The organism is Streptomyces sp. NPDC058872, from assembly GCF_042743065.1.
In the GTDB taxonomy this organism is placed as follows: Bacteria; Actinomycetota; Actinomycetes; order Streptomycetales; family Streptomycetaceae; genus Streptomyces.
The window spans coordinates 21,144-33,993 of sequence record NZ_JBHYMK010000015.1 but is presented as its reverse complement, the minus strand read 5'-3'; the positions used below and the strand labels follow the sequence as shown (position 1 = coordinate 33,993).

The window sequence follows — 12,850 nt, the reverse complement described above, 5'->3', positions numbered from 1 at the left end:
CGGGGGCCCCCCGCCCCCGGGGGGGTGGGGGGGGGTGGGTGTGTTGGGTGTCCGGTGGGGCGGGGGGTCCGGGCCGGGGCGGGGGGGTGGGGGGGGGGGGGGGCGGGGGCGCCCCCGGCCGGCGACTGCGAACTCATATCAGGGTGATGGTGATCATCTCTTCCGCACGACCACGAAATCGGCCAGCGCGGTGAGCTGGTCACGCACCCGGGCGGGCATGTCCACCGCGTTCAGGGCGTCGAGGGCGACGGCGTGCTGACGACGCGCCTCCTGGGCGGTCCACTCGCGACCGCCCGCTTCTTCGATGAGGGCCGCACGGGTGGCGAACTCCTCCTCGGAGAAGCTCTCGAAGTCGGTGGACTTGGCGTCCGCGGCGAGCAGTTCGCCGAGCTGCTCCGAGGCGGGTCCGCCCGCGGCGAGGGCGGCGACGACCGGGAGGGACTTCTTGCGCTGGCGCAGGTCGCTCCAGGTCTGCTTGCCGGTGGACTCCGGGTCGCCCCAGATGCCCAGCAGGTCGTCCACGGCCTGGAAGGCCAGGCCGAGGTGGTAGCCGTACTCCTCCAGCTTGTCCGCGGTGCGGTCGTCGGCCCCGCCGAGGACCGCACCGATGGAGACGGCGCAGGCGAGCAGGGCACCCGTCTTGTTGCCCTCCATCTCCAGGCACTCCTCGACGGTGACCCGCTCGCGGTGTTCGTAGGAGATGTCCTGGGCCTGCCCGTCGATGAGCTTGCGGCTGGCCGTGGTCAGCCGGCGGGTGGCCCGGCCGGCTTCGACGGTGCCGAGTTCGAGCAGGATCTCGTTGGCGAGGGCGAACAGCGCGTCGCCGACGAGGATCGCCTGCGCGGGGCCGTGCACCTTCCACACGGTGTCCCGGTGACGGCGCTGCTCGTCGCCGTCCATCAGGTCGTCGTGGAGCAATGAGAAGTTGTGGACGAGTTCGACGGCTACGGCACCGGGGATCCCGACCTCGGGGGCGGCACCCGCGGCCTCGGCCGACAGCAGGGCGAGCGCGGGGCGGACGGCCTTGCCGCCGTCGCCGTCGACGGGGTTGCCCTGTGCGTCGATCCAGCCGAAGTGGTAGGCGGCCACGGTGTCCATGGGCGGCGCGAGGCGGTCGACGGCCGCCCGCAGTACGGGGGTGGACAGGGTCCGCCCCCGCTCCAGCAGTGCGGACACGTCCGCGGTGTCGACGGCCGGATTCTCCGGCTGCACTGTCGGCACGGTCTCTCCTCTTGTTCCGGTACTCACACTCATACCGCCTCCTGCAGCGGATGGTCATGGCGGCGGCCTAGGGCGGAGAGCGCGGCGTCCGCGGCGGTGAGACCACTGCGGACGGCACCCTCCATGGTCGCGGGCCAGCCGGTGGCGGTCCAGGCCCCGGCCAGGTACAGGCCGGGTGCCCGGGTGCGGGCGCCGGGACGGAGCCGGCCGACGCCCGGGGCGGGGGCGAACGTGGCGGTCCGCTCCCTGGTGACGAAGAAGTCGCGGATTCCGGCGCCGCGGGCGGCGGGCAGCAGTCGCTCCAGGGCCGGGAGGTACTTCTCGCGCAGGGCGGCGACGGGTTCGTCGATCTCGTCCTGGGCGGCGGACTGGGAGACGGCGAGGTACTGGCCGCCACCGGTGAGTCCGGAGGAATCGGTGCGGTCGAAGACCCACTGCACCGGGGAACCCAGCGCGGTGAAGAAGGGCTGCTTCAGCACCTTGCGGTCGTAGACGACGTGCAGGTTGAGGATCGGGGCGGTGCCGATGTCGAGGAGCCGGTCGGGATCGTCCAGGGCTCCCTCGGGCAGCAGGCCGTGGGTCTCCTGCTGGGGGACGGCGAGGACGACGGCATCGGCGAGGATGCGCTCCCCGGGCACGTCGACGGCCCAAAGCCCCTCGACGGTACGGGAGATCCGCTCGACCTTGGTGCGGAGCGCGGTGCGGACGCCGAGGGCATCGAGCTCCTTCGCCGCCCTGGTGTCGTGGAGCTCGCCGAGCGGGACGTGGGCCCAGCCGATGTCGGCGGCACCGGGTTCGGAGAGCAGCCCGGTCTTGAAGACCATCGCGGCGAGAGCCATGGAGGCCTGTGGCGCGGGGGCGTTGAGGGTGGGGATGCCGACGAGGTCCCAGAGGGCCTCGACGGCCCGCGGGGACTGGCCGTGCCGACCGAGCCAGGTGGCGAAGTCGATCCCGTCGAGCGCCGGATCGGCGGGGTCGAGCCGCTTGAGGGCCAGTGCGGCCCGGCCGACGGAGGCGCGCTCGGCGAGGGAGAGGTGCGGATAGGCGGCGAGGCTGCGCACGAGGTGCAGCGGTACGGGGAGGCCGTCGCGGCGGATCCGGCCGAGGCGGGGGCCGCGGGGGTGGCCGACGTCGAGGACCGGGACGTCGAGGCGGTCCTGGAGCGGGGCGAGCCGTGCGCCGTCGATCCGGTCGAGGAACCAGCGGTAGGCGGTGCAGCAGCGCAGGTAGACGTGCTGGCCGTTGTCCACGGTCAGGTCGCCGCGGCGGAACGAAAAGGCCAGGCCGCCGAGTCGGGGCCGGCCTTCGAGCAGGGTGACCCGGACGCCGGTGCCGGCCAGTTGGAGCGCGGCGGTGATCCCGGCGAGCCCTCCGCCGACGACGACGGCGCGGGGCTGCCGGGCGTCCTGCTCGGTTCCCTGGTGGATCACTCGCCCCCCTTTCGGGTCGTGCCGGGACGGCCGGGGGCGCAGGCGCGCGCCCCGGACAGGGACGCCCGGGCGGAGCCCGGGGTTGACCGGAGGTCGGCGGCAGGGGCGGCCGGGCGCATCAGACGCGCCTCCTGCCGGAACGTCGGGCGATGTGCCGGGTGTCGAGGCCGGAGAGGCCGCGCACCGCCACGTAGGCCTTCTCGCGACCGGGGAGCGAGACGCGACCGCGCAGCACGGCCTCGGGGTCGCGCTCGATCCGGTCGAGGAGGCGCCGGTAGATGCCGGCCATGGCGGCGACGCAGGCGCCGCTGCGTCGGTCGAGCATGGGCAGCAGGTGGTAGCCCTCGGCGAACAGGGCCCTGGCGCGCCGCACTTCGAAGTGGACGAGCCCGGCGAAATCGGCTCCGGGAGCCGGGGCGTCGCTTCCGAAGCCGTCGCTGCAGCCGAACTTGGCGAGGTCGTCGGCGGGCAGGTAGGTGCGCCCGTTCTCCGCGTCCTCGCGCACGTCCCTGAGGATGTTGGTGAGTTGGAGCGCGAGCCCCAGGGTGTCGGCGTACTCGGGGGCACGGTCGGCGCCGTGGGCCCCGGGTTGGGTGCCGAAGACGCCGAGGGAGAGCCGGCCGATCGCCCCGGCGACGCAGCGGCAGTAGACCTTGAGGTCGTCCCAGGTCTCGTAGGTCGCGCCGCGGACGTCCATCAGGACGCCGTCGATGAGCTCGTCCAGGCCGTCGAGCGGAATCGGGAAGCGGTGGGACGAGTCGGCGAGGGCGACGGCGACCGGGTCGGTGTCGTCCTCGTCGACCGCGCCGGCCCTGATCCGGTCGAGCAACGCGCGGGTGGCTTCGAGCCGCTCCCGTTTGACGTCGGGCGCGAGGGTGCCGTCGCCGATGTCGTCCACGCGCCGCGAGAAGGCGTACAGCGCGGACATCGCCTGTCGCTTCTCGGCGGGGAGCAGTCGGATCCCGTAGGCGAAGTTGCGGGCCTGCTGCCCGGTGACCGCTTCGCAGTAGCTGTAGGCGGCCTGGACCGGTGCGGACGGCTGGTGCTGTGCCTCCACGGTCGCGTTCACCCCTCTTTCCGCGCCCGGAGCAGTACCGCTCCCGCCTGGCGCATCAGGCTCGGCTTGCTGGGCTTGGGCGGGCCGGCCAACACGTCGTACCCGGCGTCGGTGACGGCGTCGAGCGCCGCGAGTCCCCCTGCGGTGAATCCCGCGAGGAGGAGGCGTAGCCGGCCGTGGACGCTGGCGACGAGCGGGGTGCCCGCGTGGAGCAGGGCGCGGGCCCGCTCGGCTTCGAAGGCGATCAGGGCCCGCACGGAGGCGCCGGCCGTGGGGGCGGCGAGGTCGCGCTCGGTGACGTGGAAGCGCTTGAGGTCCTCGGCGGGCAGGTAGATCCGGTCACGGCCGAGGTCCTCGGCGACGTCCTGGAGGTGCTCGACGATCTGGAGGGCGGTGCAGATCTCGTCGGAGCGCCGGATCCGCTCGGGGGTGGCCGTTCCGGTGATCCCGAGGACGAGCCTGCCGACGGGGTTGGCGGAGAGCTCGCAGTAGGCGACGAGGTCCTGGTAGGTCTCGTAGCGGCTGACCAGCTGGTCCTGGCGGTTGGCCGCGATCAGGCCGAGGAAGGGGTCGGGAGTGAGCCCGCAGCGGCGGACGGTCGGCTGGAGGGCGCGCAGCAGGGGATGGCGCGGGGCGGAGTCGAAGACCCGGTGGAGGTCCGCCTCGAAGGCGTCGAGGAGGGCGAGCCGGTCCCCGGCGGTCTCGGGGTCCACTCCCAGGTGCTGGGCGTCGCTGCCGTCGGGGGCGAGGTCGCCGTCGCCGATGTCGTCGACGAGCCGGGCGTAGCCGTAGACCGCCATCAGGTCGTCGCGCCAGGCGCGGGGCAGGAAGAAGGGGGCCACGGGGAAGTTCTCGTCCGCGGCCTTGCCCAGCGTGGTGTGTGAGGAGGCGTCGATGTGCGCCTGCCGGGTCCGTGTCACTGGGCGCTTCCTGACGGGGGGACGGCGACACCCTCGTGGAGTTGGAGATTCTGCGTCATGGCCGTCACGTCTCCCGTTCTACACTGCCGATCCAATCCATCCTATTTCGGACACGCCGCCGACCCCTGACCGTGGGGCCGCCGACCGGGGCCCGATGGCCGCGGGGTATGGCCCTACTTGCCGCGAAACAGACCGGTCCAGCTTACGTTGTACGACGACCTTCGCCATTCCGGGGTGGCCGGCATCGCACCCCCACCCCGTCGGACCCCCCAACACCAGCCCCGCGCAAGGGAGTTCGAATTCAGAGGGGACGGACGCCGGAGACCACCATGGCGAGGGTGGACTCGACGGCAACGCGCCTACCCTGGGGGGAGAGTCGACCGAGGGGGCCGTCAACGAGCAAGAGTGACAATCCGTGCACGGCCGACCACACTGCGGCACCAGCGGCGGGTCGGCCGCCCGGTCGCGCGACACCGGGCCGGGACAGCGCTTCGAGCGCCTCCCCGAGCAGGGTGAACGCGCGGAGTTCGGGTTCGGCGCACGGCCTCTCCGGTGCGTGACCGTCCGCCTCCACGGGGCGGGGCAGGCAGAACGCGGCCCGATAGAGCCCGGGCTGCTCCAGGGCGAAGCCGACGTACCCACGGCAGAGGGCGGCGATGCGGCTCTCCGCCGCCCGCACGGGGTCGTCCGCACCGGGAGCACCGGCGGCGGCCCGTTCCATGGAGACGGCGAGCTCGTGGCGGGCGTGGGACCTGACGGCGCGGAGGAGTTCACCGCGCCCGTCGAAGTGACGGTAGGCGGCGGTGGGCGAGACGCCGACCCGGCGGGCGGCCTCGCGGAGGACGACCCGCTCGGGGCCGCCCTCGGTGGCGAGGTCGACGGCCGCACAGATCAGCGCGTTGCGCAGATCGCCGTGATGGTAGGTCTTTCCCGCCGAGAACGCTGCCATGGGCCCATCCTGCCCGAAGTTAACCGCATGAACATTCCGGGTGGCGGCCCGACGCGCGGGAAAGGAGGAAGGCGTCCACCGCCTCGCCCCGAGGACGGAGGAGCGGCCGAAGGACGACGGAGCCCCTCCCGGAAGCCGTCCGGAAGGGGCTCTGCACGGGGCGCGGGGACCGAGGTCCGTCCCGTGGGGTCCGCGGTGGGCCGCGGACGCCCTCAGCGGGCGGTCTCGCGCTCGTAGGCCTTGAGGACCTCGTCCGTGGGGCCGTCCATCAGGAGCTGCCCCTTCTCCAGCCAGAGCACCCGGTCGCAGGTGTCCCGGATGGACTTGTTGCTGTGGCTCACCAGGAAGACCGTGCCGGCCTCCTTGCGGAGCTCGCGGATGCGCTCCTCGGACCGGATCTGGAACTTGCGGTCGCCGGTCGCCAGCGCCTCGTCGATGAGGAGGACGTCGTGGTTCTTGGCCGCCGCGATGGCGAACCGGAGTCGAGCCCCCATGCCGGAGGAGTACGTCCGCATGGGAAGGCTGATGAAGTCGCCCTTCTCGTTGATGCCGGAGAAGTCGACGATGTGGTCGTAGCGGGAGCGCACCTCCTCCCGGCTCATGCCCATGGCCAGGCCGCCCAGGATCACGTTGCGCTCACCGGTGAGGTCGTTCATGAGGGCGGCGTTGACGCCCAGGAGCGAAGGCTGTCCATCGGTGTAGACCTTGCCGCTCTCGGTGGGGAGCAGGCCGGCGATGGCGCGCAGCAGGGTGGACTTGCCGGAGCCGTTGCTGCCGATGAGTCCGATCGCCTCGCCGCGGTAGGCGGTGAAGGTGACGCCGCGGACCGCATGGACCTTGCGGACGCCCCGGGAGACCTCGGCCTTCCCCCGGCCCACGATACGGCTGAGCGCCGCGGTGGCGCTGCCCTTGCCCCCGCCGCCGGTGTTGACCCGGTAGACGATGTGGACGTCGTCGCAGATGACGGTGGGGACGGCGCCCCGGTTCGTGTCAGCCACGGCCGTACCTCTCTTCGGCCTTCCAGAAGTAGACGAAGCCGCCGATGCCGAAGGCCAGGGCCCAGGCCAGGGCGGTGAGCCAGACGTGGTCCGGCAGGTTGTGCGCGCTGTAGTCCTCGATCAGGGCGTAGCGCATCAGGTCCATGTAGACGGCCGCCGGGTTGTACATCAGCAGGTCGGAGATCCAGGCCGGCTTGTCGGCGAGCATGGTCTGGATGGAGAACATCACGCCGGAGGCGTACATCCAGGTGCGCATGACGAAGGGCATCAGCTGGGCGAGGTCGGGCGTCTTGGCGCCCATCCTGGCCACGATCATGGCGAGGCCGGTGTTGAACACGAACTGCAGCAACAGCGCCGGGACGACCAGCAGCCACCGGAGGGAGGGGTAGCTGCCGAAGGAGATCGCGACCGCCACCAGCACGATCATCGAGTACAGCAGCTGCTGGAGCTGCTGGAGCGAGAAGGAGATCGGAAGGGTGGCGCGCGGGAAGTGCAGGGCCCGGACGAGCCCGAGGTTGCCGGAGATCGCCCGGACGCCGGCCATGACCGAGCTCTGGGTGAAGGTGAACACGAAGATGCCGGTGACCAGGAACGGGATGTAGACGTCCTCGCTCATCCCCCTGCCCGCCCCCAGGATCAACCCGAAGATCAGGTAGTAGACCAGGGCGTTGAGCAGTGGGGTGGCGACCTGCCACACCTGGCCCAGCTTGGCCTGACTGTACTGGGCGGCCAGCTTCGCGGAGGAGAAGGCCAGGATGAAGTGGCGGCGGCTCCACAGCTCACGGACGTACTCGAACAGTCCTGGCCGGGCCCCGCTGACGGCGAGGCCGTACTGCGCGGCGAGGGCGGCCGGCTCCGGGCCCTCGCCGCCGGGGGACGGAGGCGCGCTCGTCGCGACCGCTCCGCCCTGGTGTGTGTCACTCACAGTCGAAACTTTCGTGTTCAAGATGCGCGGCACGTCGGGTACCACGATGTCAGACGACCGGGGGACGACCCAGCCGGGTCAGCCGCCACACCGTACGCCACCTCAGGGGGCGGCGCGGTCCGCAGGGGGTCGTCCAGCCCGTGCGGAATCCGCCGAGCCACGCCTTCAGCGCGGACAGCGAGGGCCGCCGGGCCAGGGTGAGCAGGAGCCAGACGCCGAGGTAGACCGGCACCAGGGGTGCGGGCAGATTGCGACGTGCCAGCCACACTCGGTTGCGGGCCACGTTGAAGTGGTACGAAGCGTGCCGGGATGGGGCCGTGGTGGGGTGCAACAGCACCATGTCGGAACGGTAGTCGATCATCCAGCCGGCGTCGAGCGCGCGCCAGGCGAGGTCGGTCTCCTCGTGTGCGTAGAAGAACTCCTCCGGCAGGAGGCCCACTTCGGCGAACACCTTGGTGCGGACGGCATTGGCACCGCCGAGGAACGTGGTCACCCGCGAGGAGCGCATCGGATCGACGGTGCGCAGCCGCGGAACGTGCCGGCGCTGGGTGAGGCCGGTCTCCGGATCGGCGATCCGGAAGCTGATGATGCCGAGGCGGGGGTCGGCGGTGAAGGCCTGCCGAACCAGTTCGGCGGTGTCCGTGTGGGCGAGCAGCCCGTCGTCGTCGAGGAAGAGCAGGACGTCGACGTCGGTGCCGCCCGGACCGAAGGCCTCGATGCCGACGTTCCGGCCGCCGGGGATGCCGAGGTTCTCCGGCAACTCGACGGTCCGGACCCAGTCGGGCACCCCGGTGACCGGGGTGCCCTGACCGACGACGACGACCTCGACCGGGGCGCCTTCCTGCTCGGCCACCGAGTCGATGAGCGCACGCAGGTCGTCGGGGCGGTCGCCCATCGTGATGACGACGGCTCCCACCCTGAGCGGCGTACCGGGGGTCGGACTCACTTCAGCCTGCTGGAGACCATGATCGACACCAGGTGCAGCACGGTCTGGAGCATCGCGATGCCGGCGAGGACCGCGACGCCCAGTCGGGAGAAGAAGAGGTCTCCCCTGATCTGGTCCGCGATCGCCAGGACCACGATGAGCAGCGAGGCCTCGATGCCGAGGACCAGCCGGTGGAACTTGAGCGCGGCGGCGGCACGGCGGGCCAGCGCCATGCCGGAGGAGCGCGGCTCGGACGCGGCCTCCTTGACCGGGGGGAGGCCGCCCTGGTGGCGGGCCACCCCGACGAGGTCGGTCTCGGCCTTGATCAGGACGGCACCGAGCGCGGCGAGCGTGCCCAGGAAGGCCCACAGCCAGTCGATCCGGCCCGAGCCCCACGGGTCGGCGGCACGCAGGCCGAAGCCGACGAGCACGGCCGCGTCACACAGATAGGCGCCGACCCGGTCCAGGTAGACGCCGGACAACGAGAACTGCTTCTTCCAGCGGGCCACCTCGCCGTCGACGCAGTCGAGCAGCAGGTAGAGCTGGACCATGAGGGCGCCCAGCAGGGCCCCCGGGATCCCCGGCACCAGCAGCGCCGGGGCGGCGAGCAGGCCCGCGAGCGTCATGACGTAGGTGAGCTGGTTCGGAGTGACCCGGGTGCCGACGAGGTGGCGGGTGATCCGCAGGGAGACCTCCCGCATGTACAGACGGCCGCCCCAGTGCTCACCGCTCCGCCGGTCCTTCACGCCCGGGGGGTGGACGACCGGCCTGAGCTCAGCTACCGATGGCTTTTGCATAGTCGGCGTACGCGTCCCTGATCTCGTCGTCGGACAGGTCGAGGTGTTCGAGGATGGTGAAGCGGCCCGGTCGGGTCTGCGGGGCGAAGGAGACCGCCCGGACGAACTCGTCCGGGGTGAAGCCCATCTCCTCGGGCAGCACGGGCAGGCCGTGCCGCCGCAGGGTCTCGACCATGACGCCGGATGCCTCCCGCGCACCGCGCAGGTGCATCGCGAAGGCCGCGCCGAGGCCGCACTGCTCGCCGTGGCTGGCCGCACGCGTCGGGAACAGCAGGTCGAAGGCGTGGCTGATCTCGTGGCAGGCGCCCGAGGAAGGACGGGTGTCGCCGCTGATGGACATGGCGATGCCGGACATCACCAGGCCCTCGGAGAGCGTGACGAGGAAGTCGTCGTCGCCCACGCCGCCCGGGTGGCGGAGCACCGCCTCGCCGGCGCTGCGGGCCATGGCCGCGGCCAGGCCGTCGACGGGCTCCCCGGTCTCCCGGTGCGAGAGCTCCCAGTCCTCGATGGCGGAGAGGTTCGAGATCGCGTCGCCGATGCCGGAGCGGACGTACCGCACGGGGGCGTCCCGGATCACGTCGAGGTCGATGACCAGCGCGATCGGGGTGGGCACCCCGTAGGAGCCGCGGCCGTTGTCGTTGTCCAGGGTGGACACCGGGGAGCAGATGCCGTCGTGCGACAGGTTGGTGGCGATGGCCACCAGCGGCAGTCCGACCCGGGCCGCCGCGTACTTCGTCACGTCGATGATCTTGCCGCCGCCGAGGGCGACCACGGCGTCGTACCGCTTGCCGCGCATGGCGTCCGCCAGCCGCACCGCCTCGTCGATGGTGCCGCCCGACACCGGGTACCAGTCGGCACCCGGCAGCTCGGGGGCGAAGTGGTCACGCAGCTTGAGCCCCGAGCCGCCGCTGATGGCGACGGCGATCTTGCCGTTGCTGGAGATCCGTTGGTCCGCGAGGAGCACGGACAGGTCGTCCAGCGCCCCCCTGCGGATGTCGACGACGACCGGCGAGGGGATCAGCCGGGTCAGTACTGGCACGCGATCTCACGGCCCTTCGCCAGGTCGTCGTGGTTGTCGATCTCGACCCACTTGACGTCGCCGATGGGTGCCACGTCGACGGTGAAGCCGCGGTTGACGAGCTCCTGGTAGCCGTCCTCGTAGTACAGGTCGGGGTCGCGCTCGAAGGTGACCTTGAGGGCGTCGGCGAGCTCCTCGGCGGCCTCGGCCTCGATCAGCGTGACGCCGATGTACTCGCCGGTGGCGGTGGCCGGGTCCATCAGCTTGGTGATGCGCTGGACGCCCTTGCCCTCGGCGGTGATGACCTTCATCTCCTCGTCGGCGAGGTTCTTCACCGTGTCGAGGGCGAGGATGATCTTCTGTCCGTTGCCGCGGGCGGCGAGCAGGGTCTTCTCGACGGAGACGGGGTGGACCGTGTCGCCGTTGGCGAGGATCACGCCGCGCTTGAGGACCTCACGGGCGCACCACAGGGAGTAGGCGTTGTTCCACTCCTCGGCCTTGTCGTTGTCGACGAGGGTGAGCTTGAGGCCGTACTTGGCCTCCAGCGCCTCCTTGCGGTCGTAGACGGCCTCCTTGCGGTAGCCGACGACGATCGCGACCTCGGTGAGGCCGATCTCCGCGAAGTTCTTCAGCGTGAGGTCGAGGACGGTGGTGTCACCGTCGACAGGCACGAGGGCCTTCGGAAGGGTGTCGGTGTAGGGGCGCAGACGCCGTCCGGCACCGGCTGCCAGTACGAGGCCGATCATGCTGTTTCTCCTTCGTCGTGAACGGCGGGTGCTCCGGAGGAGACCCAGAAGCGGATGGACTCCACGAGCACCACCAGCGCGACGGCGACCGCGAGCACGGTCAGTGCCAGGGTGAAGTCGTCGCCACGGCCCGCCAGCAGGGCGGCGAGGACGGCCACCAGGAGCGTGCGCCCCTCGTGTCCGCCGGTGACGCGCACCAGCCAGGCGGGCGGCGCGCCGGTGCCGCCGCGAATGCGGTACACCGTGTCGTAGTGATGGTAGGCGACCGCTGCGACCAGCCCGAATGCGGCGGGCAGGGCCTGCGGGGAGTCCGAGCGGGCGGCGAGCACGAGGACGGTGGTGTACTCGGCGGCCCGGAAGAACGGTGGAACGAGCCAGTCGAGGGCGCCCTTGAGGGGGCGGGCGACGGCCAGGCCCGCGGCCATCGCGTAGAGCACCGTGACGGGCACCAGCCGGACGTCGCCGAACGGCAGGACCAGTGCGGCCGTGACCATCAGGACGGCGCCGAGGGCGGCGATGAGGACGGGGGCTCCGATCGCTCCGGTCCGCCCCCACGGCATCCGGGCCTGGAGTTCGGCGAGCGGACCCGAGTCCGCCAGGTCCGCCAGCGCCCGGGCCGCCCGGTCGGTGCGCTGCGCCTTGCGGGTCAGGGAGCGCAGGACGCGGCCGGCCGTGGTGTAGCAGGCGCCGAACGCGCAGCCGACGATCAGCGCCCAGAAGACGATCCGGGGGGTGGTGACGGCGGTGAGGACCGCGATCATCGCCCAGCGCTCGCCGATCGGCAGGATGATCATGCGACGGACCCAGACCGTCCACCCGACGCCGTCCAGTCTGCTGGAGAGGGTGGCGGTGGGACTGGTGTTGGCCGTGGCGTCGTGGTTGGCCTCGTTGAAGGAGAAGTCCACGACGTGCCGGCAGGTCATGAGGACCATGGCACCGAGCGCCAGGCCCCAGACGTCGTCTCCGTTGCGGGCGGCGCCGAGGGCGAGGCCCGCGTAGAAGGCGTACTCCTTGACCCGGTCGAAGGTGGCGTCGAGCCAGGCCCCCATCGTCGAGTACGTGAGTGCGTAGCGGGCGAGCTGTCCGTCGGTGCAGTCGAGGACGAAGGAGACCAGGAGGAGCACGCCGGCCGCGACGTAGCCGGCGCGCTCGCCGGTGGCCGCGCAGCCGGCCGCGACGAGGGCGGTGAGCAGCGAGGCCGTCGTGACCTGGTTGGGGGTGAGCCCGCGGCGCGCGCACCAGCGGGCGATGTAGCGCGAGTAGGGGCTGATGAAGAAGGTGGTGAAGAAGCCGTCGTGCGCCTTGACGGCCGAGCGGAGGCGCACGGCCTCGTCGTCGACCGCGGCGACGGCGGCGCGGGCCTCGTGGCGGGCTTCGGCATCGGCGGGCACGGTGGCGACCAAGGTGCCGAGCTGGGGCCGGTGAACGGCGACGCCGTCGGCGTCGAGGCGCTCGGCGAGCGCGTCGGTGAGGGTGGCCGGGTCCGTGAGGGTGTCGGCGCCGGGGGCTCCCGGAGGCGTGACGACCGCGCCCAGGGCTCGGGTCAGCGCCGGGCGGGCCTCCCGCTGCACGGCGAGCGCGCCCGGCGCGGCGACCGCGGGGAAGCGGGGGTCGGTGAGGGCGAGGCGCAGGGCGTGCAGGTGGCCGACGAACCGGGCGTCGACGAGCGCGACGCGCTCACCCGTCGGGACGGCGGCCAGCAGGGCACCTGCTTCTTCGGCGTCGGCGGCGGTCCGGACGTCGAAGCCGAGCGACCGCAGATCGCCGTCGAGCGAGGATCCGGGTGCCGGGGGGCCGGTGAGGATGGCGGTCGACAGACGAACTCACTCCTTGGAGCTGACGGAGGGGCCGGCGGAGCCATGGC

At 72.0% G+C, this 12,850-nt stretch carries 12 protein-coding genes; all 12 read right to left on the bottom strand.

The features are described 5' to 3' along the window. Positions 1 to 153 precede the first annotated feature (153 nt). The gene (locus tag ACFW22_RS12130) at positions 154 to 1,254 is read right to left on the bottom strand and encodes a polyprenyl synthetase family protein (RefSeq protein WP_386401976.1); all 1,101 of its coding nucleotides are present in this window, start codon (positions 1,252 to 1,254) and stop codon (positions 154 to 156) included. Then, positions 1,251 to 2,651 (bottom strand): hydroxysqualene dehydroxylase HpnE, encoded by a 1,401-nt coding sequence (hpnE, locus tag ACFW22_RS12125; protein ID WP_386401974.1) that lies wholly within the window; start codon positions 2,649 to 2,651, stop codon positions 1,251 to 1,253. Before hpnE ends, ACFW22_RS12130 begins: the two co-directional genes overlap by 4 nt. Positions 2,652 to 2,769: 118 nt before the next feature. Beyond that, positions 2,770 to 3,720 carry a presqualene diphosphate synthase HpnD gene (gene hpnD / locus ACFW22_RS12120; protein ID WP_386401972.1) on the bottom strand — a complete coding sequence of 317 codons (951 nt, stop codon included), beginning with the start codon at positions 3,718 to 3,720 and terminating at the stop codon, positions 2,770 to 2,772. Continuing rightward, complete coding sequence (gene hpnC / locus ACFW22_RS12115; protein WP_386401970.1) at positions 3,717 to 4,628, bottom strand: squalene synthase HpnC; 912 nt, start codon at positions 4,626 to 4,628, stop codon at positions 3,717 to 3,719. The genes hpnD and hpnC overlap by 4 nt, the downstream gene beginning before the upstream one ends. A 301-nt stretch (positions 4,629 to 4,929) precedes the next feature. Further along, positions 4,930 to 5,577: a TetR/AcrR family transcriptional regulator gene (locus ACFW22_RS12110; protein WP_386401968.1), complete on the bottom strand. Its 648-nt coding sequence runs from the start codon at positions 5,575 to 5,577 to the stop codon at positions 4,930 to 4,932. A 212-nt stretch (positions 5,578 to 5,789) separates the two neighbouring features. Then, positions 5,790 to 6,575, bottom strand: a complete 786-nt coding sequence (locus ACFW22_RS12105) for an ABC transporter ATP-binding protein (protein ID WP_386401966.1) — start codon at positions 6,573 to 6,575, stop codon at positions 5,790 to 5,792. After that, positions 6,568 to 7,500 carry an ABC transporter permease gene (locus tag ACFW22_RS12100; RefSeq protein ID WP_386401964.1) on the bottom strand — a complete coding sequence of 311 codons (933 nt, stop codon included), beginning with the start codon at positions 7,498 to 7,500 and terminating at the stop codon, positions 6,568 to 6,570. The genes ACFW22_RS12105 and ACFW22_RS12100 overlap by 8 nt, the downstream gene beginning before the upstream one ends. Before the next feature lie 49 nt (positions 7,501 to 7,549). Next, on the bottom strand, positions 7,550 to 8,395 hold the full coding sequence (locus ACFW22_RS12095; protein WP_386402200.1) for a glycosyltransferase family 2 protein: 846 nt from the start codon (positions 8,393 to 8,395) through the stop codon (positions 7,550 to 7,552). A 47-nt stretch (positions 8,396 to 8,442) separates the two neighbouring features. Further along, positions 8,443 to 9,222 (bottom strand): CDP-alcohol phosphatidyltransferase family protein, encoded by a 780-nt coding sequence (locus ACFW22_RS12090; protein WP_386401962.1) that lies wholly within the window; start codon positions 9,220 to 9,222, stop codon positions 8,443 to 8,445. Further along, positions 9,200 to 10,261, bottom strand: coding sequence for an iron-containing alcohol dehydrogenase family protein (locus ACFW22_RS12085; protein WP_386401960.1), 1,062 nt, complete (start codon positions 10,259 to 10,261; stop codon positions 9,200 to 9,202). The genes ACFW22_RS12090 and ACFW22_RS12085 overlap by 23 nt, the downstream gene beginning before the upstream one ends. Further along, the gene (locus tag ACFW22_RS12080; RefSeq protein ID WP_386401958.1) at positions 10,249 to 10,986 is read right to left on the bottom strand and encodes a sugar phosphate nucleotidyltransferase; all 738 of its coding nucleotides are present in this window, start codon (positions 10,984 to 10,986) and stop codon (positions 10,249 to 10,251) included. The genes ACFW22_RS12085 and ACFW22_RS12080 overlap by 13 nt, the downstream gene beginning before the upstream one ends. After that, entirely contained in the window at positions 10,983 to 12,746 is a 1,764-nt protein-coding gene (locus ACFW22_RS12075) for a DUF5941 domain-containing protein (protein WP_386402197.1), read from the bottom strand. The genes ACFW22_RS12080 and ACFW22_RS12075 overlap by 4 nt, the downstream gene beginning before the upstream one ends. Positions 12,747 to 12,850: the final 104 nt, after the last annotated feature.

Bases quoted from the DNA above. Each gene is read 5' to 3' on its own strand.
- ACFW22_RS12130 (WP_386401976.1), bottom strand. From the start codon at position 1,254: ATGAGTGTGAGTACCGGAACAAGAGGAGAGACCGTGCCGACAGTGCAG.
- ACFW22_RS12110 (WP_386401968.1), bottom strand. From the start codon at position 5,577: ATGGCAGCGTTCTCGGCGGGAAAGACCTACCATCACGGCGATCTGCGC.
- ACFW22_RS12095 (WP_386402200.1), bottom strand. From the start codon at position 8,395: ATGGGCGACCGCCCCGACGACCTGCGTGCGCTCATCGACTCGGTGGCC.
- ACFW22_RS12090 (WP_386401962.1), bottom strand. From the start codon at position 9,222: ATGCAAAAGCCATCGGTAGCTGAGCTCAGGCCGGTCGTCCACCCCCCG.
- ACFW22_RS12080 (WP_386401958.1), bottom strand. From the start codon at position 10,986: ATGATCGGCCTCGTACTGGCAGCCGGTGCCGGACGGCGTCTGCGCCCC.